Annotated in this window: 17 protein-coding genes and 1 tRNA gene; 4 read left to right on the top strand and 14 right to left on the bottom strand. The window is 56.5% G+C overall.

The annotated features are described in order from the left end of the window. Positions 1-125: 125 nt before the first annotated feature. Positions 126-1,163, bottom strand: a complete 1,038-nt coding sequence (locus tag C7H08_RS04480; protein ID WP_106670573.1) for a quinone-dependent dihydroorotate dehydrogenase — start codon at positions 1,161-1,163, stop codon at positions 126-128. Between the two features lie 403 nt (positions 1,164-1,566). On the opposite strand from C7H08_RS04480, the gene C7H08_RS04475 reads away from it, so the two are divergent. After that, complete coding sequence (locus C7H08_RS04475) at positions 1,567-2,730, top strand: cation diffusion facilitator family transporter (protein ID WP_106670572.1); 1,164 nt, start codon at positions 1,567-1,569, stop codon at positions 2,728-2,730. Between the two features lie 14 nt (positions 2,731-2,744). Here the strand turns inward: C7H08_RS04475 and C7H08_RS04470 are convergent, their stop codons facing one another. Then, positions 2,745-4,244 (bottom strand): RimK family protein, encoded by a 1,500-nt coding sequence (locus C7H08_RS04470; RefSeq protein WP_106670571.1) that lies wholly within the window; start codon positions 4,242-4,244, stop codon positions 2,745-2,747. A gap of 198 nt (positions 4,245-4,442) precedes the next feature. Here C7H08_RS04470 and C7H08_RS04465 point away from each other — a divergent pair, with 198 nt between their 5' ends. Next, entirely contained in the window at positions 4,443-5,558 is a 1,116-nt protein-coding gene (locus C7H08_RS04465; protein ID WP_106670570.1) for a GNAT family N-acetyltransferase/peptidase C39 family protein, read from the top strand. On the opposite strand, the gene uvrB is transcribed toward C7H08_RS04465, so the two are convergent. Then, on the bottom strand, positions 5,559-7,616 hold the full coding sequence (gene uvrB / locus C7H08_RS04460) for an excinuclease ABC subunit UvrB (RefSeq protein WP_106670569.1): 2,058 nt from the start codon (positions 7,614-7,616) through the stop codon (positions 5,559-5,561). A gap of 186 nt (positions 7,617-7,802) precedes the next feature. Here uvrB and C7H08_RS04455 point away from each other — a divergent pair, with 186 nt between their 5' ends. Both C7H08_RS04455 and C7H08_RS04450 read left to right on the top strand, forming a co-directional pair. Beyond that, complete coding sequence (locus tag C7H08_RS04455) at positions 7,803-8,987, top strand: pyridoxal phosphate-dependent aminotransferase (protein WP_106670568.1); 1,185 nt, start codon at positions 7,803-7,805, stop codon at positions 8,985-8,987. 71 nt (positions 8,988-9,058) lie between these two features. After that, positions 9,059-9,134, top strand: a tRNA-Asn gene (locus C7H08_RS04450). A 486-nt stretch (positions 9,135-9,620) separates the two neighbouring features. Here the strand turns inward: C7H08_RS04450 and pyrF are convergent. The 11 genes from pyrF to gyrA all read right to left on the bottom strand — a co-directional run bounded on the left by pyrF (position 9,621) and on the right by gyrA (position 23,011). Further along, a complete protein-coding gene (pyrF, locus tag C7H08_RS04445; RefSeq protein ID WP_106670567.1) occupies positions 9,621-10,349 on the bottom strand; it encodes an orotidine-5'-phosphate decarboxylase in 729 nt (242 codons plus the stop codon). 31 nt (positions 10,350-10,380) lie between these two features. After that, complete coding sequence (lapB, locus tag C7H08_RS04440) at positions 10,381-11,550, bottom strand: lipopolysaccharide assembly protein LapB (protein WP_106670566.1); 1,170 nt, start codon at positions 11,548-11,550, stop codon at positions 10,381-10,383. Beyond that, positions 11,550-11,852, bottom strand: a complete 303-nt coding sequence (locus C7H08_RS04435; protein ID WP_106670565.1) for a LapA family protein — start codon at positions 11,850-11,852, stop codon at positions 11,550-11,552. Before C7H08_RS04435 ends, lapB begins: the two co-directional genes overlap by 1 nt. Positions 11,853-11,919: 67 nt before the next feature. Continuing rightward, a complete protein-coding gene (locus tag C7H08_RS04430) occupies positions 11,920-12,216 on the bottom strand; it encodes an integration host factor subunit beta (RefSeq protein WP_044385122.1) in 297 nt (98 codons plus the stop codon). A 131-nt stretch (positions 12,217-12,347) separates the two neighbouring features. Continuing rightward, positions 12,348-14,039: a 30S ribosomal protein S1 gene (rpsA, locus tag C7H08_RS04425; protein ID WP_106670564.1), complete on the bottom strand. Its 1,692-nt coding sequence runs from the start codon at positions 14,037-14,039 to the stop codon at positions 12,348-12,350. Positions 14,040-14,170: 131 nt separating this feature from the next. Further along, positions 14,171-14,851 carry a (d)CMP kinase gene (gene cmk / locus C7H08_RS04420; RefSeq protein ID WP_106670563.1) on the bottom strand — a complete coding sequence of 227 codons (681 nt, stop codon included), beginning with the start codon at positions 14,849-14,851 and terminating at the stop codon, positions 14,171-14,173. Beyond that, the gene (locus tag C7H08_RS04415) at positions 14,851-17,079 is read right to left on the bottom strand and encodes a bifunctional prephenate dehydrogenase/3-phosphoshikimate 1-carboxyvinyltransferase (RefSeq protein ID WP_106670562.1); all 2,229 of its coding nucleotides are present in this window, start codon (positions 17,077-17,079) and stop codon (positions 14,851-14,853) included. Before C7H08_RS04415 ends, cmk begins: the two co-directional genes overlap by 1 nt. Position 17,080: 1 nt before the next feature. Next, a complete protein-coding gene (hisC, locus tag C7H08_RS04410) occupies positions 17,081-18,205 on the bottom strand; it encodes a histidinol-phosphate transaminase (protein WP_106670561.1) in 1,125 nt (374 codons plus the stop codon). Between the two features lie 32 nt (positions 18,206-18,237). Continuing rightward, the gene (gene pheA, locus C7H08_RS04405) at positions 18,238-19,335 is read right to left on the bottom strand and encodes a prephenate dehydratase (RefSeq protein WP_106670560.1); all 1,098 of its coding nucleotides are present in this window, start codon (positions 19,333-19,335) and stop codon (positions 18,238-18,240) included. Positions 19,336-19,337: 2 nt separating this feature from the next. After that, positions 19,338-20,420 (bottom strand): 3-phosphoserine/phosphohydroxythreonine transaminase, encoded by a 1,083-nt coding sequence (gene serC / locus C7H08_RS04400; protein ID WP_106670559.1) that lies wholly within the window; start codon positions 20,418-20,420, stop codon positions 19,338-19,340. Next, complete coding sequence (gene gyrA / locus C7H08_RS04395; protein WP_106670558.1) at positions 20,417-23,011, bottom strand: DNA gyrase subunit A; 2,595 nt, start codon at positions 23,009-23,011, stop codon at positions 20,417-20,419. Before gyrA ends, serC begins: the two co-directional genes overlap by 4 nt. Between the last annotated feature and the right edge of the window lie 92 nt (positions 23,012-23,103).

Raw genomic sequence — 23,103 nt, 5'->3', positions numbered from 1 at the left:
AGTTACATCACAATATAAAGCAGTATTCCAAGCAACCGAATCGGGGCCTCACGCCCCGGACCATGCGAAGAAACGCTACGGGGTTCGTTCCCCGCAAGGGCCCGCTCAGCGGGCCCACCTTCGTTTTACAGCCCCTGATTTTTTTGCTGTTCCGCTCTTATCGCCTCAACCGCCTCACGAATCAGGGCCGGCCCCTTATAGATGAAGCCGGTATATATCTGCACCAGCTTGGCTCCCGCCCGAATTTTTTCTGCCGCGCTGTCACCATCGGTGATGCCGCCCACGCCAATGATCGGCAGCCGCTCACCAAGCTCGGCGTATAACCCTTCAATAACCCGCACTGACGCCGCACGAACCGGCGCACCACTCAGCCCGCCGGCCTCATGCTCATGACGATGGCCTTTCACCGCGTCCCGACTGATGGTGGTATTGGTGGCGATCACACCATCCAGGCCAGCCTCCAGCAATGCGTTGGCGACAAAGCGGATACCTTCGTCGTCCATATCCGGCGCAATCTTCACGGCAACCGGCACGTAACGGCCCAGGGCCTTATGGCAACGAACCTGCTCGTCTTTGATGCCACTGAGCAGCTGTTTCAGAGAATCGCCGAATTGCAGGTCTCTCAATCCGGGCGTGTTGGGCGAGGACACGTTGACGGTGATGTAGTCGGCCAAAGCATAGACGGCCGAGATCCCTTTCCGGTAATCCTGTTCCGACTGCTCGTTCGGGGTGTCTTTGTTCTTGCCGACATTGATCCCCAACACACCTTTGTAGCGCCGGTGTTCAACATTCGTCACCAGGTGGCCCAGGCCTTCATTATTAAAGCCCATCCGGTTGATAATAGCCTGATGCTCTGTAAGCCGGAACATCCGTGGTTTCGGATTGCCTGGCTGGGCCAGTGGCGTTACAGTGCCCACTTCAATAAACCCGAACCCGAGAGCCCCCAACGCATCCAGGTGGTCAGCGTTCTTGTCCAGCCCTGCCGCAAGCCCGACCGGATTTGGAAACGCCAAGCCCATCACGTTCACCGGGCACGGCTCCGGATGCGTCGAAAAAGCATTCAACATGCCCAGTTTCTGGGCAATGTCCAGGCTACCAAGAGCCACATTATGAGCCTGCTCCGGGGGTAACCGAAACAACAGGTTTCGCAGAACACCGTACATCAGAAAATTCCTTGCCAAAGGGTGGCCGGAGTATACCGGAAGTTTTCCACACCATCCTCCTGAGAAACAAATGTATCCTTAGACCCCATGTTCAGAAGGCTGACGGGGCTTTTCCACGGAATCTGTGGATAACCCTGTTGAAAAGGTCGGGGCAAACGTTTCCAACCCTTGATAACTGCGCCAGCCTACAGATTGATCATTTTTTGATCAGTGTTTTTATCTATATTTATCAATATGTTATAAAGCCTTAAATAAGAATTGACGGCAATTGTGACAAAATGCTAGCCGGTAAGCAGTTTGTCATCATGTGCATAAATCACCCAGCGAATCTTGATTAACCCGGCCCTATTGCATTCGGGTTAACGCTATACTGGCACCACAGCGACCCCCGGAGCAGAGCTACATGGAACAACATTCTTCAAGCCACCAAAAACCTGTACGAAACCTGGACAAAGAAAAGCACGCAGCCTCCAGAGTCACGATTATTGGCATGTTCCTGGATGCGTTCCTGGGCATAATAAAAGTCATTGGCGGTACTCTTTTTCATTCTCAGGCCTTGCTGGTTGATGGTATCCACTCTTTTACCGACGTTGCCTCAGACTGGGTGGTGCTCGCCGTTATGCGGCTGTCACGAAAAGAACCCGATGCCGATCACCCCTACGGCCATCAACGCATCGAGACCCTGGGAACATTATTACTCGGTAGCATCCTGATTGCGGTCGGTGCGGCCCTGGCTTGGGAAAACATTCTTCGACTGCTGGCAGGTGAGGATCTCAAGGTGCCAGGCTGGCCGGTACTGGTTGCTGCTGCGGTCTCGGTGATCGGCAAGGAATGGATTTACCGTTACACCCGACGTGTTGGTATTCGCATCCGCTCCGACCTGATCATTGCCAACGCCTGGCATAGCCGGACCGACGCATTCTCATCGGTGGTCGTGCTGGTATCTACCGCCGGCGCCATGCTCGGATTCGTGTGGCTCGACGTGGTTGCCGCTGTGGTGATTGCACTCATCATTATTCATATCGGCTGGAAGTTTACCTGGGACAGCGTCAAGGAACTTGTCGACACCGGGCTATCTGAAGAAGACACTGAAATGCTAAGGACCATTGCCATGGGCACCGACGGTGTACGCAACGTTCACGAGCTTCGCAGCCGGCGTATGGGCCACGATATTCTTCTGGATATTCACCTGGTGGTTCGCCCGGAAATCAGCGTGTCTGAGGGCCATCAGATCGGAATGAAAGTGGTGGCGGGTATGCGTGATTCCTTGGGCAATATTCGGGACATTAACTTTCACATTGACGCAGAGAACGACGAAAAATACCCCAACCCTACCGAACCAAACCTACCCTCCCGGGAGGAAATCCGTACGCAGATTTCACAGGTGTTGGGTGAGCTGCCTCCACACAGCAAGCTGAGACTGCATTATCTCAAGAACCGGATACATCTGGAGATCTTTCTGGATGAAAGCTACCCTGCACCCGATCTGACCAACGATCGGGTACGGGAGGCACTGGCGGGCTATCCCTGGTTTGGCAGCGCAAGGGTTTGGGTGGCCGCCAGCTGATAACCGCGTCTGGGCTAACGGCGCCGGTTTGCTTCCATGCGGGAAAGGAACTCCTGCATAATCAGGGTATAAAGTTCGCCACCAAGAAACTTATCCTCAACCCCCTGATCGATGCTGGGGTTGTCATTCACCTCGATCACCGCCACCCGGTTGCCCGCCTGCTTGATATCCACCCCATACAAGCCGTTGCCGATCAGTCGCGTGGAATTTAGCGCTGCCTGGATCACGTTACGGGGCACTTCGTATGTCGGCATGGTTTCAAAGCCGCCGCTCTCTATAGCCGGGCCGCCATGCTGGTAGATCTGCCAGTGGCCTTTCACCATCAGATATTTACAGGCGTAAATCGCACGACCACCAAGCACGCCTATGCGCCAGTCGTATTCGGTGTAGAAATACTCCTGGGCCAGCACCAGAGCCGACTGCTTGAACAGCTCCTTGAGCCCGGCCTTGAGCTCTTTTTCATCCTTGGCCTTGGCGACGCCCCGCGAGAAAGCACCGTCCGGAATCTTGATCACCACCGGAAAGCCCAACTCACTCGCCACTTGCTCAATGGCGTCTTTCTGGTCTTTCGACAGAATCAGCGTTTTCGGAGTCGGCACCTTGTTGTTCTTCAGCAAGTCCGCCAGAAACACCTTGTTGGTGCAGCGCAGAATCGACACCGGATCATCTATCACCACCATGCCCTCGGCTTCGGCCTTGCGGGCAAACCGGTAGGTGTGATGATCAATGGCGGTGGTCTCACGGATGAACAGGCCATCGTACTCCGGCAGTCGCATATAATCCCGGCGGGTGATGCGCTCGACATTAATGCCCAACTTACGTCCTGCCCGCTCAAATCGCTTCAGCGCGGCTTCGTCACTCGGCGGCATTTCCTCTTCCGGATTCACCAGCATGGCCAGATCAAAGCGATAGCGCCGGCGGGTTCTGGGCTTGCGCCAGACCATGCTGCTGAAACGATCCAGCGCCGCCGCAAACAAATCCTGCTCACGCTCATGCAGATCGGCCGGGCTAGCCGGTTTCATGGACTCAATCTGCCACTGCTTACGGTGCCGGAACACCACCTCCAACACCGGGCAGGGGAATCGATCAAACAGCGCCCTGGCCACCGGCTTCAGATCAGGATGTTCGGCCTGACCAAAATAGGTGCGAATCCGCACTTCGTGGGTGGCGTCCCGATTATCGATGGCGGGGTCAATCTCCTGAGCTTCCTTTTCCAGCCACTGAATCACGCTGTGGTCCAGCTCTTCCAGCTCCAGAGAGAACAGCCCCTTTCGGCCAAGGTCGTTGAGGGTCATGACCGAAGGCACCACATGGTGGCCCCGGGCTTCTGCCAGCAGCGAGCAGTAGTAACCACGGCTTAGATACTTGGCGCTCTGACACAGGTTGATCACCCGCACCCGGCTGTTGGCCGGAGCGGTAAATTTGAGGTACTCATCAAAGGTCAGAACATCATCACTGGGATAATAAGGTGCCCAGTCTTTGGCACGGTCCACAACGATCAACAAACGGGACATAAATGGCATTCCTCCCTGAAGGTTCAGCCGGATAATTGGCGCAACGATACGCCGCTGCGGGCAAGTCCACAATCTGCTGTTAATGCGTGCTTTTACGCATGATTGCGCGCTATCGAAACCCACCTGTCTCTACCATAATAGCGATGAAGGAACTGCTTGCCAGCTTCCCCGTTTTTTACACTCCAGGGTTTGATCGCTATGCCTGATGTACTGCTTCGACAAGCTGTCGCCGAAGACCTTAACCCCCTGGTGCAACTTGAAAACCGCTGCTTTACCGAAGACCGCATTTCCCGCCGCAGCTTCCGACGTTTTCTGGAAATGCCCAGAGACCGTTTGATTGTCGCAGAGTTGGATTCCGAACTGGTGGGTTACTGCCTGGTGCTGATGAACGCTGCCACTCGCCTGGCCCGGATCTATTCCATTGCGGTGGCGCCATCAGTGCGCGGCCAGAGTGTGGGCGAGAGGTTGGTGCGAGAAGCGGAAAGAGAGGCCGTAGAAGCAGACCGGATTATCATGCGCCTGGAGGTACGTGAAGACAATTCCGGCGCCATCAATCTGTATCGGCGCCTGGGCTATCGCCAGTTCGGTACTTACCGGGATTACTATGAGGACCACGGCACGGCGTTGCGGTTTGAGCGCCGCATTCTTTACTATGAACCCTCCCGGGAATTCCTGCCGGTGCCCTACTACCCGCAGACCACTGAGTTCACCTGTGGCCCAGCGGCGCTGATCATGGCCATGGCTGCACTGGATCAGCAACAACAGCTCAATACTCTGCAAGAGCTGAAAATCTGGCGCGAAGCCACCACCATTTTCATGCTCGCCGGTCACGGTGGTTGCGGCCCCCACGGGTTGGCACTGTCGGCCTGGCACCGCGGTTTTGAGGCCAGTGCATGGATCAGTCAGGAGGGCGCCCTGTTCAAAGATACGGTCCGTAATGACGATAAAAAACGGGTACTGGAACTGGTGCACGAAGGTTTTCTGCACGACATTGGCCAGACCGGCATTCAGCTGCATCACGACCCGTTGACGTTGGAAGCCATGGAAGCCGCCCTGCACAACGGCCAAATACCGGTCATTCTAATCAGCACTTGGCAACTGAACCGTAGCCGAGTGCCGCACTGGGTGACCGTGTGCGCCATGGATGAGGATTTCGTGTACCTGCACGATCCGGAGATCGATACCGATGAGGGCGAAACCGTTGCCGACAAGCAATACCTGCCCATCGACAAACGGGTGTTCGGCAAGATGTCCAGTTATGGCCGCAACCAACCGCTACAGGCCGCCGTGATTGTTGGCCCCAAAAGAACCTGATCAGCCGGTGCGGATGGCCGCTTCCTTGAGCTCGGAAATCTGATCCCGCAGCCGGGCGGCGGTCTCGAAATCCAGATCGGCGGCGGCTTTGTACATATCGTCTTCGAGGCGTGACACTTCCTTGAGAAGCTCTTGCGGCGAGCGCTTGCCAGCCTTGACCAGATAGCCTTCGGCTTCTTCCGCCGCTTTCTGACCCGGCCGATCCGGCTTGCGACGACCACGGCCACCCCCGGTTGCCCCCTCCATCACGTCAGCAATCTTCTTGTTCAGGCCAGTCGGAGTAATGCCGTGTTTCTCGTTATGGGCCCGCTGCTTCTCCCGGCGGAGCTCGGTGACATCCAAGGCCCGCTGCATGGAGCCGGTAATTCGGTCACCATACAGAATCGCCCGACCGTTGATGTTCCGGGCAGCCCGACCAATGGTCTGGATCAGCGATCGCTCACTGCGAAGGAAACCCTCCTTATCGGCATCCAGAATGGCCACCAGTGACACTTCCGGCATGTCCAGACCTTCCCGCAACAGGTTGATGCCCACCAGCACGTCAAACTCGCCCCGGCGCAGATCCCGGATAATCTCCACCCGTTCCACGGTATCAATATCTGAGTGCAGATAACGCACCCGGATATCGTGCTCCATAAAAAAGTCAGTGAGGTCTTCTGCCATACGCTTGGTCAGAGTGGTCACCAATACACGATCCTTTGCCGCCACCCGGGTATGGATTTCAGACAACAGATCGTCGACCTGGGTCGACGCCGGACGCACTTCTATGATCGGGTCCAGCAAGCCGGTGGGCCTGACCACCTGCTCCACCACCTGACCGGCGTGTTCCGCTTCGTAGTTGCCGGGGGTGGCCGACACGAAAATCATCTGTGGCGCAATGCGTTCCCATTCCTCAAAGCGCATGGGCCGGTTATCCAGCGCTGACGGCAGCCGGAAACCATACTCAACCAGCGTTTCCTTTCGTGAGCGATCACCCTTGTACATAGCGCCGATCTGGGAAATGGTCACGTGGGATTCATCCACTACCAGCAATGCATTGGCCGGCAGGTAATCGAACAAGGTGGGAGGCGGCTCACCGGATGGCCGGCCCGACAGGTAGCGGGAGTAGTTTTCGATGCCGTTGCAATAACCCAGCTCCAGCATCATCTCCATGTCGTAGCGGGTACGCTCCTCCAGCCGTTGCGCTTCCACCAATCTATGGTTGTCCCGCAGCACTTTGAGTCGCTCGTCCAGCTCGACCTTGATGTGCTCTACCGCATCCAGCACTTTTTGCCGCGGAGTCACGTAGTGGGACTTGGGATAGATGGTCACCCGAGGCACACGGCGCAGCACTTCCCCGGTCAGTGGGTCGAAATAACTGAGCTGTTCCACCTCATCATCAAACAACTCGATGCGAATGGCCTCACGCTCGGATTCCGCCGGGAAAACGTCAATGACATCGCCCCGCACCCGATAATTAGCGCGGTGAAATTCAATGTCGTTGCGGGTGTACTGCAGCTCGGCCAGCCGGCGCAAAATGGCGCGCTGATCCACCGGATCGCCCCGGTCGAGGTGCAGCATCATCTTCATGTAGGACTGAGGATCGCCCAGACCGTAGATAGATGATACCGATGCCACAATGATCGCGTCAGGTCGCTCCAGTAGGGCCTTGGTGGCCGACAGTCGCATCTGTTCGATGTGCTCGTTAATGGAGGCGTCTTTCTCGATAAAGGTATCAGACGAAGGCACGTAGGCCTCCGGTTGATAGTAATCATAGTAAGACACGAAGTACTCCACCGCATTGTCCGGAAAGAATTCCTTGAACTCCCCGTACAACTGGGCCGCCAGGGTTTTGTTGTGAGCCATCACGATGGTGGGCCGCTGAACTTCCTGAATGACGTTGGCGATGGTAAAGGTTTTACCGGAGCCGGTGACCCCCAGCAAGGTCTGGTGCGCGAGCCCGGAATGGATACCATCCACCAGTCCGGCGATGGCCTTGGGCTGATCACCTGCCGGCTGGTAGGGAGAATCAACGCGGAACACACCTTCTCTGGCGGCACTGGGTGTTTTACTAGCCATAACTGGCGACTAACCTCCGAGGGGCGGTGCTGGCGCATACGGGCCAGTACCTACAAGAAATTTAGCGATAACGCTGCTTCATGGTACCATCTGTGCGATCGACGGCTGGGTGAATTATCAGCCAGGACGTCTGGCTCCTGCCCTGCCGATCGCCGCCCATAAGACGCAGCTTTAAGGAGCTCAAGTTTGGACCTTCAACTTTCCAGCCGAGTACAGGCGATCAAGCCTTCCCCCACCCTCGCAGTTACCAACAAAGCAGCTGAACTCCGCGCTGCAGGCCAGGACATCATCGGCCTGGGTGCTGGCGAGCCGGACTTCGACACCCCCGCGCACATCAAGCAGGCCGCGATTGAGGCCATTAACAACGGCCAGACCAAATACACTGCCGTAGATGGTACGCCCGCCCTGAAGAAAGCGATTATTGCGAAGTTCAAACGCGACAACGGCCTGGAATACGAAGCCAACCAGATATTGGTAAGCAGTGGTGGCAAACAGAGTTTTTTCAACCTGGCCCTTGCGACCCTGAACGCCGGTGACGAAGCCATCATTCCCGCGCCTTACTGGGTATCCTACCCGGATATGGTTCTGGTTGCCGAAGGCAAGCCGGTAATCATCGAGACGGGCCCCGAGACCCGCTTCAAGATCACTCCGGAACAGCTGGAGAACGCCATTACCGAGCGTACCCGCCTGTTCGTGATCAACAGCCCGTCCAATCCGAGTGGCATGGCCTACTCGATGGAAGAGCTGCAGGCGATTGGTGAGGTGCTGAAAAAGCACCCGAACATCATGATCGCTACCGACGACATGTACGAGCCGATCCTGTGGACTGGCAAGCCGTTCTGCAACATCCTGAACGCGACCCCAGAGTTGTACGATCGCACTTTCGTGCTGAACGGCGTATCCAAGGCCTACTCGATGACTGGCTGGCGTATCGGCTATGCCGCTGGCCCGGCGAAAATCATCGGTGCCATGAAGAAGATCCAGTCCCAGAGCACCTCCAACCCGGCCTCGATCTCCCAGGCTGCCGCTCAGGCGGCTCTGGATGGCCAGCAGGAGTGCGTCGGCGAGATGGTCAAGGCGTTCAAGGAACGCCATGACTGGCTGGTTGTTGCCCTGAACAAACTGCCGGGCGTTGAGTGCCTGAACGGCGACGGTACCTTTTACGTGTTCCCAAGCTTCCAGGGCGCGATTGATGCCACTGACGGCGTGAGCACGGATGTGGAGTTTGCTGAGAAGCTGCTGACCGAAGCCGGTGTGGCACTGGTTCCGGGTTCTGCGTTTGGCAGCCCCGGGCATATGCGTTTAAGCTTTGCCACCAGCATGGATAATCTGCAAAAGGCCATTGAGCGGTTGCAGAAGGCGCTTGGCTAAAAATTTTTAGCTGGAGGCTTGACGAGGCGGTATAGCCAACTTAATATACGCGCCTCGTCACACGACGACGTTCCCCGATAGCTCAGTTGGTAGAGCAACGGACTGTTAATCCGTTTGTCCCTGGTTCGAGCCCAGGTCGGGGAGCCACTATTTCGAAAGCCCGCTAGTTCTATGAATTAGCGGGCTTTTTAGTGCCTTCATTTAACCGGGCACTTCTGTTAACCGCAACTTTTGGTGGTTTTGGGTCACTCTGGCCCCAGCCTGCTGGCTCTGGGTTAGTGGCAGGGTGGGAAGTCCTTTCCAAAAAACGCTACGAGCACATCCATGTGCGCTTCGCTCCGGCCATCCATGGCCTCCGAGATTTTTGGAAAGGACTTCCCACCCTGCCATTCGAGCAGCACCAGTATAGTCATTACAGAAACGCGACTATTATTGAAGCCGACACTTCCAATTCATTGCAGGCTTTATGGGACTATTTCACCTTAGCAGGAGGTGGGGCTGTGGGGGCTTGCTCACAAAAATTTGCGGAGCCATGGATGGCGGAGCCCAAGCGCACATGGATGTGCTTGTAGCGTTTTTTGGGAGCAAGCCCCCACAGCCCCACACCACCCGACTAGCAGGCTAGTGACAGAGTCAGCCACCAGGACAATGTAAGACCGATAACATCTCTGTGTGAATAGCCTCCAGGGCAGCCAGAGGATCAGGCACCTGGGTGATCGGGCGGCCGATGACGAGGTAGTCGGCGCCCGCTTTTAGGGCATCTGTCGGGGTCATGATGCGTTGTTGATCGCCTTTGTCGGCGGTCAGCGGGCGGATGCCGGGGGTGATGAGTTTGAAGTCGACGCCCTGCTCGACTTTCAGGCGGGGAGCTTCCTGGGCGGAGCAGACGACGCCGTCGAGGCCGCAGTTTCGGGTTAGCGTGGCCAGGAGGGAGACGTGAGCTTCCGCCGAGCCGGTGATGCCGATGCCGGCCAAGTCTTCGTTGGACATGCTGGTGAGGACGGTTACCGCGATCAACAACGGCTTGTCGGCACCAAACGGTTCCAGGCGTTCACGGCAGGCGACCATCATTTTTTCGCCGCCGGAGGCGTGGACGTTGACCATCCATACGCCAAGGTCAGCCGCAGCGGCGACTGCCGCTGCCGTGGTGTTCGGGATGTCGTGGAATTTCAAATCCAGGAACACATCAAAGCCTTTGCCCTGCAGCACCTTCACCAGCGCAGGACCGGAGCGGGTGAACAGCTCCTTACCGACTTTCAGGCGACACTTGTCCGGGTCCAGCTGATCGGCCAGGGCCAGGGCCGGATTCTGGGAGGGGAAGTCCAGGGCTACGATAATTTTCGGGTCATTAGGGTTTTGCACAGTCTGGTTTCCGGGTCAGTAGGTTAAAACATTATTCGGCTTCCACGCCCTGAATAGGCCGCACCGTTTCCCATTGTTTGCAACTCGGGCACAGCCAATGCAGTTGCTGGCCCGAAAAACCACAACTTACGCAGCGATAAATCGGGCGATTGGCCAAAATCAAGAGGCCGATACGGCTGACCAGGCGGCCTTCGTCGGTACTCATGCCTTTCTCATAGCCGGCCATCTCCACCAACCGCAACAGGCCACGCACAGAAGGCCGCACCTCGAGCTCCTGCCGGAGCAAGTCGACGGCGGCCGGACGACCGGAGGAACGCTCCACCGATTCAACCAACGCCAGCAGCAAGCTGGTGCTGGGATGCTGCTCGTAGAGCTTTTTTAGCTTCTTGAACAAACGACCAACGTCACCGTGCTCGTGCTCCAGTTTCATCAACCGGTCAACGGCTTCAGGTCCAAACTCGGGGTTCTGATCAAAAACCTTAAGGCTCTGATTACCGGCCTCGCGAAAATTACCCTGGCGGATTTGCTGCTTCATCAAGAGCAAGGTTGCGCGTACGCAGGAGCGATCGTAATCGAGAGCTTCTTTTGCAAACTTCTGGGCCGCCCAGCGGTCGTCTTTTTTCAACGCCGCATCTGACAACTCACAAGTGATGTACGCCAGCTTCTTGAACATGGCGGGATCAGCATCACGGCGGGTCAAGGTCTGCGCTACCTGCGCCGCTTTTTCCCACTCCCGCTCTTGCTGATAGAGCTCAATCAGGTTAGTTGACGCTCGACGCCCATATTCCCTGTCGCCCATCAATTGATGAAAAAGAGCCTCAGCCCGATCCAACAAGCCGGCATTGAGGTAATCCATGGCCAACTCAAGAGTAACCTGCGGCGTATATCGGGCCGGTAGCTCCGGACGGGCCAGCAAGTTCTGGTGAATCAGGATAGCGCGATCAGTCTCGCCTTTATTGCGGAAATGGCTGCCAATGGAAAGGTGCAGGCTGACGGTGTCTTTGTTAACCGCCAGCGACTGGACAAAGTTATCGACCGCCTGGTCGGAGTAGTTAGTAAACAGGAATTGCAATCGGTCCCGGACAGAATTCTCGTCAGAAATAACCTGGGAAGAACGCTTGCTTTGATTGCTAAACCTCCCAGCCGCCCAGCCAGCGGCCACGGCCACTGTAAGAAGCAGCCACTGAAAAACCATATCCATCAAAGTGCCCGGTCGTTCTGTGCCTTGGTTTTCTCTAATGCCTGCTCGGTACGTTCAAGTTTTTTCTTGAGATGGCGTCTTGACACCGATGTGCGGAACGTTGCCAATAATGCGATCAGCACGCCAAACAGTGCTCCAATCACAAAGGACATGATAATCCAGACGGCAACGCCATGAGGCTGCGTTTCAAACAAAAGGAAGTTGAGTGAAACCGCCATCTGATTATTCAAAGAAAACACCAGCGCCAGGAGAATCAAAGCCAGCACCAGTACGATGATCAATATCTTCTGCAGGCCTGCCATGTCGTAGTCGCTCCAGACGGCATAATGTCCGATAATATGGTTCCGTTATACAAGAACAGAACCTGGGTCAGAAACCCTTTTTCAGGCTGTCATTCACTTGTTCCCGCAATTCCTTTCCAGGTTTAAAGTGCGGAACAAATTTTGCTGGCAACTGCACTGCCTCTCCGGTTTTCGGATTGCGACCCGTGCGCGCCGCCCGGTGATGAAGGGAAAAGCTGCCAAATCCCCTGATCTCAATTCGCTGCCCATCTGCAAGAGCCTGAGACATATGCTCAATCACGGTCTTCACCGCCAACTCAACATCTTTTACGGAGAGCTGTGTCTGCTTCGACGCTATCAGCTCAACCAGTTCGGATTTCGTCATGAGGCTTTTCCCTCTGTCATTATTATTCCGCTGTCGTTTAACGGAAACCGTTGCCTCTAGTTTAGCCAAACCAGAAAAAAACACAAAAAAAACGGGCTCTTAGAGCCCGTTTTTTTGATACCAACCGGAATTTAATCCTTGTTGGCGTTCTGCTGCTGCATCTGTTCCTTGATCAGGTCGCCAATGGTGGTGGCGCCAGAGGATTCTGCAGTCTTGGTGCGTACGGTATCCAGAGCCTGTTTGTCATCCTCAACATCTTTGGACTTGACCGACAGGTTGATAACGCGATTCTTGCGATCGATGCTGATGATCTTGGCTTCGACTTCTTCGCCTTCCTTCAGAACGTTACGTGCGTCTTCAACACGGTCACGGCTGATTTCAGACGCTTTCAGTACCGCTTCGACTTCTTCGTTCAGGGCGATGGTGGCGCCTTTGGCGTCAACCGCAGATACGGTGCCCTTAACGATGGAGCCTTTGTCGTTCAGCTGAACGAACTCGGCAAACGGATCGCTTTCAAGCTGCTTGATACCCAGGGAGATACGCTCACGCTCGGGATCAACAGACAGGATGACGGTTTCAACTTCGTCACCCTTCTTGTATTCACGGACGGCTTCTTCGCCAGTATCGTTCCAGCTGATATCGGACAGGTGAACCAGACCGTCGATGCCACCATCCAGACCGATGAAGATACCGAAGTCAGTGATTGACTTGATCTTACCGGCGATACGGTCGCCCTTGTTGAAGTTGCCGGAGAAGTCTTCCCACGGATTGGAGACGCACTGCTTGATACCCAGAGAAATACGACGACGCTCTTCGTCGATATCCAGGATCATCACTTCAACTTCGTCGCCTACCTGAACAACCTTGGACGGATGAATGTTCTTGTTGGTCCAATCCATTTCGGATACGTGAACCAGACCTTCAACACCCTCTTCCAGCTCGGCGAAGCAGCCGTAGTCTGTCAGGTTGGTTACGCGAGCAGTAACGCGGGCGCTTTCCGGGTAACGAGCCTTGATTTCAACCCAGGGATCTTCGCCCAGCTGTTTCAGACCCAGCGAAACACGGTTGCGCTCACGGTCAAACTTCAGAACTTTAACGTTGATTTCGTCGCCCACATTCACGATTTCGCTCGGATGCTTGATGCGCTTCCAAGCCATATCGGTAATGTGCAGCAGGCCGTCAACACCACCCAGATCTACGAACGCGCCGTAGTCGGTCAGGTTCTTGACGATACCTTTAATTTCCAGACCTTCAGTCAGGGTTTCCAGCAGAGCTTCACGTTGCTCGCTGTTTTCAGCTTCCAGAACGGCGCGGCGGGAAACAACCACGTTGTTACGCTTCTGGTCCAGCTTGATAACCTTGAATTCGAGCTCTTTGTTCTCCAGGTGCGCAGTGTCGCGAACCGGACGAACGTCTACCAGGGAGCCTGGCAGGAAGGCACGGATACCGGCCAGATCAACAGTGAAACCACCTTTGACCTTGCCATTAATGATGCCTTTAACCACTTCTTCAGCTTCGAAGGACTTCTCGAGTACCTTCCATGCTTCAGCGCGCTTGGCCTTCTCACGGGACAGACGGGTTTCGCCGAAACCGTCTTCAACTGCTTCGAGAGCCACGTCGACAACGTCGCCGATGTTAACTTCCATCTCGCCTTTTTCGTTCAGGAACTGGGAGGCGGGGATAACGCCTTCGGACTTAAGCCCGGCGTTAACGGTGACCCAGTCGTTATCGATATCAACGATGGTTCCCTGGACGATGGAACCCGGTTGCATATCGATTTCTTTCAAACTTTCTTCGAAAAGATCCGCAAAGCTCTCGCTCATTATGTGCCCTATTTGATCAACGCAAGTGTGCTCCGTGCCACCAGCAACACGGTCTGTTAATAATTTCCGGAATCAGCCAGCGGCTGGCAAATTTACGCTGTTTCCGGCCTTTCTACGACAAAAAGGTGTAGTCAGGCCTGACCTGCTGTGGCCATACACCTGTCTAGCACCTCTTCTATACTCAAACCCGTAGAATCAATGACTTGCGCATCATCCGCAGGCTTGAGAGGGGCAGCAGAACGGTTCGTATCCCGCTCATCGCGTACCCGTATCTCGTCTAAAACGGCGTCAATGTTAACATCGACCCCCGCTTCCTTCAACTGATTGTACCGGCGTCGGGCCCGTTCTTCCGCGCTGGCCGTCAGAAAAATCTTTACCGGCGCATCGGGAAACACCACCGTTCCCATGTCACGACCGTCTGCTACCAGCCCGGGGGACCGCCGGAAATCCCGCTGACGCTGCAGTAGCGCATCCCGAACCGGCTGCATGACAGCAACGCGGGAGGCATTATCGCCGCAGGTCTCGGTTCGGATTTCAGAAGTCACGTCCTCCCCTGCCAGCACCACCCGGACCGGCCGACCGGCTTCGGTCGGTTCAAACGCCACATCAAGCGTCGCAGCAACGTCCACCAGTCCTGATTCGTCTTGCAGTGACACACCCTGGCGCTGGGCAGCCAGCGCCGTCAACCGATAGAGCGCCCCGCTGTCCAGCAAATGCCAGCCCAGTTTCCGGGCCAGCATCTGGGTTATCGTGCCTTTGCCGGATCCACCCGGACCATCAACAGCGATGACCGGCGCCTTACTATCCACCATCAGGAAGTGCCTTCTGTACTGATAAGAATACCTGTCTGTTGTGCCAACTCGACAAAACCCGGGAATGAAGTGGCGACGTTGGAGCAATCGTTAATAATGATCGGGCCCGTTGCCCGCAGTGAAGCAATCGCAAACGACATCGAGATTCGATGATCCTCATGGCTTTCAACGGTGCCGCCACCGATTGTCTGACCGCCTTCAATGATAATGCCGTCAGCTGTCACCGTGGTTTCAACACCCAGTGCGGACAGGCCGTCGGCCATGACCTGAATGCGATCACTTTCTTTGACGCGCAGCTCCTCAGCGCCTCGAAGCACGGTACGCCCCTTGGCGCAAGTTGCGGCGATGAACAGTACCGGGAACTCGTCGATCGCCAGCGGCACCTGATCTTCTGGTATATCGATACCCTGCAAGTCGGCAGAACGGACTCGCAAATCCGCCACCGGCTCACCACCAATCACGCGCTCTTCGAGCACTTCGATGTTGGCGCCCATCTGACGAAGGATATTAATGATACCCACGCGGGTCGGGTTCATACCGACATGGCGCAAAGTCAGGTCAGAATCCGGCGCAATACTGGCCGCTACCAGAAAAAACGCAGCTGACGAAATGTCCGCTGGCACATCAATAGTACCAGCCGCAAGCTTGCCACCACCGGTGACACTGGCGGTCGGGCCATCCCGGTGCACGTGGTAGCCGAAACCTGCCAGCATGCGCTCGGTATGATCACGAGTCGGCGCAGGTTCGGTGACCGAGGTGACGCCTTCGGCGTAGAGGCCCGCCAGCAGCAAACAGGATTTGACCTGAGCGCTGGCCACCGGCATATCATAATGGATACCCGTGAGCGCTTGCCCGCCCCGGATCTTTAAAGGGGGCCGGCCGGCCTCAGCGGCATCAATCACCGCACCCATAGCGCGCAGCGGATCAACAACCCGGCCCATCGGTCGCTTGGACAGACTGGCATCGCCGGTCAGTTCGGAATCAAACGGCTGTGCTGCCAGCAAACCCGAAAACAAGCGCATGGCGGTACCGGAGTTACCCAGATACAGCGGGCCGCGCGGGGCCTGCAAGCCGTGCAGACCAACGCCATGAATGCGGACAAAACCGTCTTCCGGCCCTTCAATGGTCACGCCCATATCCCGGAACGCCTGCAGAGTTGCGAGGCTGTCTTCGCCTTCAAGAAACCCTTTAACCTCGGTAATCCCTTCTCCCAGGGCACCCAGCATGATGGATCGGTGAGACATAGACTTGTCGCCCGGAACCCGAATATCGCCACGAACGGAACCGCCGGGCTGCATATGAAAGATAACCTGCTGATCACTGTTGTTGGTCACGTACGCCTGCCCTGAAAGCATCTTCGAAAAGTGTTCCCGCGCCGCTTTGGCGCGACTGAAAACCCGGAGCAAGGTAGCGCCATCACCGCTGGCAATGGCACTTCGTAGCTGGCCCAGGTCCTGAGTAAAATGGTCAATCACACGCAACACAGCGTCGCGGTTTGACAGAAAAATATCATGCCACATCACCGGATCACTGGCGGCAATTCGGGTAAAATCCCGGAACCCGCCGGCCGCGTACCGGAAAATGTCCATATTTTCGTCTTCGCCGGCCAGCGTGTCGACCAGAGAGAACGCAATAAGGTGTGGCAGATGACTGGTGGCGGCCAACACTTCATCGTGGTAGGCCACCGACATGGTTAGCACAGTTGCGCCGGTGCCCTCCCACAGAGCTTTCAAACGCGCCACGCTGACCGCATCGGCATTGTCAGCCGGAGTCAGGATCACCTTATGATTGGCAAACAACTCCGGGTTTGCAGCGCGTATGCCGCTTTTCTCAGAGCCAGCAATCGGGTGACCCGGGATCACTCTTGGGGAAAGCTCACCAAAGACGACTTCAACGTCGGCGACAAAGCTGGACTTGGTGCTACCCACATCTGACAGCACCGCCTCGGGCCCCAGCCACGGCCGGATCTGCTCCAGCACCTCACGCGTTGCCCGTACCGGTACCGCCAGCACCACCAGATCACTGCCTTTAACAGCCTGCTCCAGGCTGGGCGCAGCTTCATCAATAACCCCGAGGCTAACACCCAGGGCTAGTTCGTCCGCTCTTTGATCAAAACCGGTGACCGTGCCCGCCAGCTGGTGCTTGCGAATGGCACTGGCCAACGAACCACCGATCAATCCAAGACCAATGATGGCCACGCGCCTGAACGGCGGCAGGCGATCTGCCACGTCAACCCCCCTGCCCGGCAGCTACCAGTGACTGGGCAAGAGCATCGAGAAAGCGCTCGTTCTCTTCTGGCAGACCAACCGACACCCGCAGATGGCGCGGCATACCGTAACCGGCAACAGGACGGACAATTACACCATGAGCCAGCAATGACTGATAGATACCGGCAGCCCGCTCGCCCACTTCAACCGCGATAAAGTTGCCGGCAGACGGAATATAGGGCAAACCCATACGGTCAAAACCGTCGGCGAGCTGGCGCAAACCGGCTGTATTAACCTCACGGGAACGGTTCAGATAGGCTTCATCATTCAGAACCGCCGTTGCCGCGGCCAGCGCAACCGAATCTACGTTAAATGGCTGTCGCACCCGGTTCAGCACATCGGCTATTTCCGGAGAGCTGAGACTGTAGCCTACCCGCAACGCGGCCAGGCCCCAGGCCTTGGAGAACGTACGGCATACAATCAGGTTCGGGTAACGGCCCAGTAGCTTGATGCCGTCCGGGTACTCTTCGCCAGTCAGATATTCGCAGTAGGCTTCATCCAGAACCACCAGCACCTGCTCCGGAACGCGATCCAGAAACGCCTCAATGGCGTCTGCCCTGTGCACCGTGCCGGTCGGGTTGTTCGGGTTCGCCACGAACACCAGCTTGGTGCGCTCGGTAATTGCTGCCGACATGGCATCCAGATCATGGCCCCACTCTTTCGCCGGCACCGCAATGCCTCGGGCACCGATGGCCTGGGTAACGATGGGATAAACCGCAAAAGCGTACTGGGAAAACACCACCTCGCTGTCGCTGTCGGCAAAGCAGCGTGCGATCACTTCCAGCACATCGTTGGAGCCGTTGCCCAGGGTGATCTGGTTCATGGCGACACCAAACCGATTGGCCAGAGCTTGCTTCAGATCAAATCCGTTACCGTCCGGGTACAGGCACAGCTCATCCAGCGCCTTACGAGCCGCCGCCAGAGCCAATTTACTAGGCCCCAGAGGGTTTTCATTGCTGGCCAGTTTGATAATCTCCGCGGGATTCAACCCCAGCTCCCGGGCAAGCTCCTCAATGGGCTTGCCCGGCTGGTAAGGAGACAGAGCCTGAACACCTTTTACCGCAAGACTCTGGTAGTTCACTGCCATTCAACGCTCCTCTGGATCAGATCTGTCTGGGCTCAGAGCACACCGATGGGGTAAGACCCCAAGCGCTTCAGCTCCACGGCTTCTTCATCTACTTCGGACAACACAGTGCGCGCCAGTTCATCGTCCATGTGCCCCTCAAAATCGATATAGAACACATAGGCCCAGGTACCACTCGGTGACGGCCGGGTTTCAATCCGGGTCAGACTGATACCGTGCCGGTGGAACGGCTCAAGCAACTGGTACAGGGCGCCGGGCTTATTGCGCATGGACACCAGAACCGACGACTTGTCCTGGCCGCTGGACGGCACTTCTTCCCGCCCGATAATCAGAAAACGGGTGGTGTTATCCGGCCGGTCTTCAATGCTGCTGGAAAGCATTTCCAGACCATACAACTCCGCGGCCATATCGCCGGCAATCGCCGCCGTGCCCGGCTCTTCCCCAGCCCGGCGCGCCGCTTCAGCATTACTTGAAACCGTTACTCGCTCTACGCCGTAGCGGTGCGTGTCCAGCCACTGTCGGCACTGGGCAAAAGACTGCTGATGGGAATAGATACGGGTTATTTCCTGATCTTTGTGCTTGGGCGAGACCAGCAGATGGTGATGTATACGCAACTGCACCTCGCCGCAGATCTTCAGCGGCGAGGACATAAACATGTCCAGCGTGTGGTTGACCATGCCTTCGGTAGAATTTTCCACCGGTACCACGCCATATTGAGCCGAGCCGGATTCCACTTCACGGAACACCGCGTCGATGGCCGGCAATGGCACACTGATCACGGAGTGACCAAAATGCTTGAGTGCAGCCGCCTGAGTAAAGGTGCCAACGGGCCCCAGAAAGGCGATGTGCATGGGTTTTTCAAGCGCCAGGCAGGCCGACATGATCTCCCGGAATAGCCGAGCCATCTCTTCGGACGGAAGCGGTCCCGGGTTGTGTTCCTTGATGCGCCGCAGTACCTGGGCTTCCCGCTCCGGTCGGTAGAAGAAAACATCCTGACCGGGATTGGCGGCCATTTTCACATGGGCCACCTCCTGGGCACACTTGGCCCGGGCACTGATCAGCGTCATGATCTGCTGATCAAGGCTGTCAATTTCGTCCCGAAGTTCGCCCAGGCGGGTCTTCTCGTCTGTCATGATCAGCCCCGTTCCTTCGCAAATTCGGCCATATACTGAATCAGCGCATCCACACCCGACTCTGGCATGGCGTTATAGATGCTGGCGCGCATACCACCGACAGAGCGATGACCCTGAAGATTGAGCAAGCCACGGGCGTCGGCGCCCTTGAGAAATTCATCGTTCAGCGCGCCATCTGCCAGCGTGAACGGCACGTTCATCCAAGAGCGGAAACGGGGATCAATCGGGTTGGCGTAGAAGTCATTGTTATCAATGAAGTCATACAATTTTTTGGCTTTACGGGCATTGATCTGCCCCATCGCCTTAACGCCACCCTGCGCTTTCAACCATTGGAACACCAGGCCCGCGAGGTACCAGGAGTAGGTCGACGGCGTGTTGTACATAGACCCGTTTTCAGCCATGACCTGATAGTTCATCATCGTTGGGGTTTCCTTCCGGGCCCTGCCCAGCAAATCCTTACGAATGATGACAACCACCAGCCCGGAGGGCCCGATGTTCTTTTGGGCGCCGGCGTAGATCAAACCGAACTTTGAAACATCCACCGGCCGCGACAGCATGGTAGAAGACATGTCCGCCACCAGCGGCACGCTTCCGGTGTCTGGAATAAAATCATATTCCAGGCCACCAATGGTCTCGTTCGGGGTGTAGTGCAGATAAGCCGCCTCGGCGCTGGTTGTCCAGACAGACTGTTCCGGGATGGTGGTAAAGCCACTGTCCTCCGAACTGGCCACCACATTGACATTGCCATAGCGTTTGGCCTCGGCAATCGCCTTCTTTGACCAGATACCGGTGTTCACGTAGTCGGCAGAGGACTTGTCACCCAGCAGGTTCAGCGGGATGGTGGCAAACTGGCTGGATGCCCCACCCTGCATGAACAACACGGCATAGTCGTCGGAAACGCCCGCCAGTTCCCGCAGGTCTTTCTCTGCGGTCTCGGCAATGGTCACGAATGCGTCACCGCGGTGACTCATTTCCATCACCGACATACCGGTACCACGCCAATCCAGCATTTCATCCCGCGCCTGTTTCAGCACGGCCTCCGGCAAGGTAGCCGGACCGGCACAGAAATTAAACGCTCTGCTCATTCTTCGGTGTCCTCGCCTTCTACGTCCTCGACTTCTGCGCCTACGTCTACGCCGTCATCATCAGATTCCGCAATACGCTCAACGCCTACCAGTCGCTCATCTTCCTGGGCCAGGCGAATCAGGCGTACACCCTGAGTGTTCCGGCTAAGCACAGACACTTCATCCGTCCGGGTCCTAACCAGGGTGCCCTTGTCGGATATCAGCATCATCTCGTCGCCTTCAAACAGCTGCAGAGCGGTGACCAGATTGCCGTTACGGTCCGAGCACTGCATGGCAATAACGCCCTGGCTGCCGCGACTGTAAGCCGGGAATTCTTCGATAGAAGTCCGCTTGCCGTAACCGTGTTCACTGGCGGTCAACAGAACGCCGCCTTCCTGCGGAATGATCAGCGACACCACATGGTGATCGCCTTGCATCTTGATGCCACGAACACCACGGGCGGTCCGGCTCATCGGACGCACCTGATCTTCCCGGAAACGCACCGCCTTGCCTGCGGTGGAGAACAGCATGATTTCAGCGTTGCCATCAGTAATGGCTGCACCGATCAGGGTATCGCCTTCGTCCAGGTTCAGGGCGATCAAGCCGCTGCTGCGCGGACGCGAGAAATTCGGCAGCGGCGTCTTCTTGACGACACCAGCCGAAGTCGCCATCAGCACAAACTGATCTTCCGGGTAATCCCGTACCGGCAGGAAGGTAGTGATGCGTTCGTCTTCGTCCAACGGCAGAATGTTGACCATCGGGCGACCACGGGAACCACGGCTGCCACGGGGAATCTCGAACACTCTCAGCCAGTACACCTTGCCTCGGTTTGAGAAGCACAGAATGGTGTCGTGGGAGTTGGCCACCAGCAGTTTTTCAATGAAGTCTTCGTCCTTCATTGACGTAGCCGCCTTACCGCGACCACCACGGCGTTGGGCCTGATAGTCTTCAACGGCCTGGGTCTTGGCGTAACCGCTGTGAGAAATGGTGACCACCAGATCTTCTTCATCAATCAGATCCGCGATGGTCAGATCACGCTGGGAGCTGGTGATTTCGGTACGGCGCACGTCGCCGAACTCGGTAACCACGGCTTCCAGTTCTTCGCGGATCACCTGCATGAGGCGATCCGGATCGCCGAGGATTTCCAGCAGGCCGGCGATCTTCTCCAGAATGTCCCTGTACTCGCTCTGAAGCTTTTCAGTTTCCAGACCGGTCAGACGATGCAGGCGCATATCCAGGATCGCCTGAGTCTGCTCGGGAGACATGTAGTAAAGGCCATCACGCAGCCCGAACACTTCCGGCAGATCGTCCGGACGGCAGGCGTCTTCACCGGCACGCTCCAGCATCGCCAGAACATTACCCGGGGCCCAGCCCCTGGCCATCAACTTTTCTTTCGCTTCAGCCGAAGTCGGAGACGCCTTGATCAGCGCAATCATCTCGTCGATGTTGGCCAGGGCAACGGTCAGACCTTCAAGGATATGGCCGCGTTCACGTGCCTTGCGGAGCTCGTAGAGGGTCCGGCGGGTCACCACTTCGCGGCGGTGGCGCACGAACGCATCAAGCATTTCTTTCAGGTTGAGAATCTTCGGCTCGCCGTTGATCAGCGCCACCATATTGATGCCAAACACGTTCTGCAGCTGGGTCTGGGAAAACAGGTTGTTAACCACAACCTCCGGGTTTTCACCACGGCGCAGCTCGATCACCACGCGGATACCTTCCTTGTTGGATTCATCCCGCAGCTCGGTGATGCCTTCCAGGCGCTTTTCCTTGACCAGCTCGGCGATCTTCTCGATCAGGCGCGCTTTGTTCAGCTGGTACGGCAGCTCGGTGATGATGACGGCATCACGGTTGGTTTTATCGTCGTGCTCAATCTCATGGCGGGCCCGGATATAGATGCGGCCGCGGCCGGTCCGGTAGGCTTCTACAATGCCCGCGCGACCGTTGATGATGCCCTCAGTCGGGAAATCCGGGCCGGGAATGTACTCCATCAGCTCATCGATGGTCAGATCCGGGTTATCAATCAGCGCCAGACAGCCACTGACCACTTCCGTCAGGTTATGGGGCGGAATGTTGGTGGCCATGCCCACGGCAATACCGGAGGAACCGTTCACCAGCAGGTTGGGTATACGGGTCGGCATGACTTCCGGAATTCGCTCGGTACCGTCGTAGTTGTCAACGAAATCGACGGTTTCCTTGTCCAGATCCGCCAGCAGCGAATGGGCAATCTTCTCCATGCGGATTTCGGTGTAACGCATGGCGGCCGCGTTGTCGCCGTCAATGGAACCGAAGTTACCCTGACCATCGACCAGCGGGTAACGCAGGGAAAACGGCTGAGCCATTCGAACGATGGTGTCGTAAACAGCAGAGTCACCGTGGGGGTGGTATTTACCGATAACGTCACCCACCACACGGGCAGATTTCTTGTACGCCTTGTTCCAGTCGTTGCCCAACTCGGACATGGCGAACAATACCCGACGGTGCACCGGCTTGAGGCCGTCGCGTACATCCGGCAAGGCCCGGCCGACGATGACGCTCATGGCGTAATCGAGGTAGGACTGTTTCAACTCGTCTTCAATATTGACCGGCAGGATCTCTTTGGCTAACTCACCCATCGAGAAAGGTTCCTTTGCGTTATCTGGAAGTCGTCCCGAGGCCTTTTTCGGGCCCCGTCTTTATTCATTAACAAGCCGCCAAGCATACCACA

Source organism: Marinobacter halophilus (assembly GCF_003007685.1).
GTDB classification, from domain to species: Bacteria; Pseudomonadota; Gammaproteobacteria; order Pseudomonadales; family Oleiphilaceae; genus Marinobacter; species Marinobacter halophilus.
Note: the sequence above shows the minus strand (reverse complement) of the source record. Positions and strands in the feature narration are given on the sequence as shown.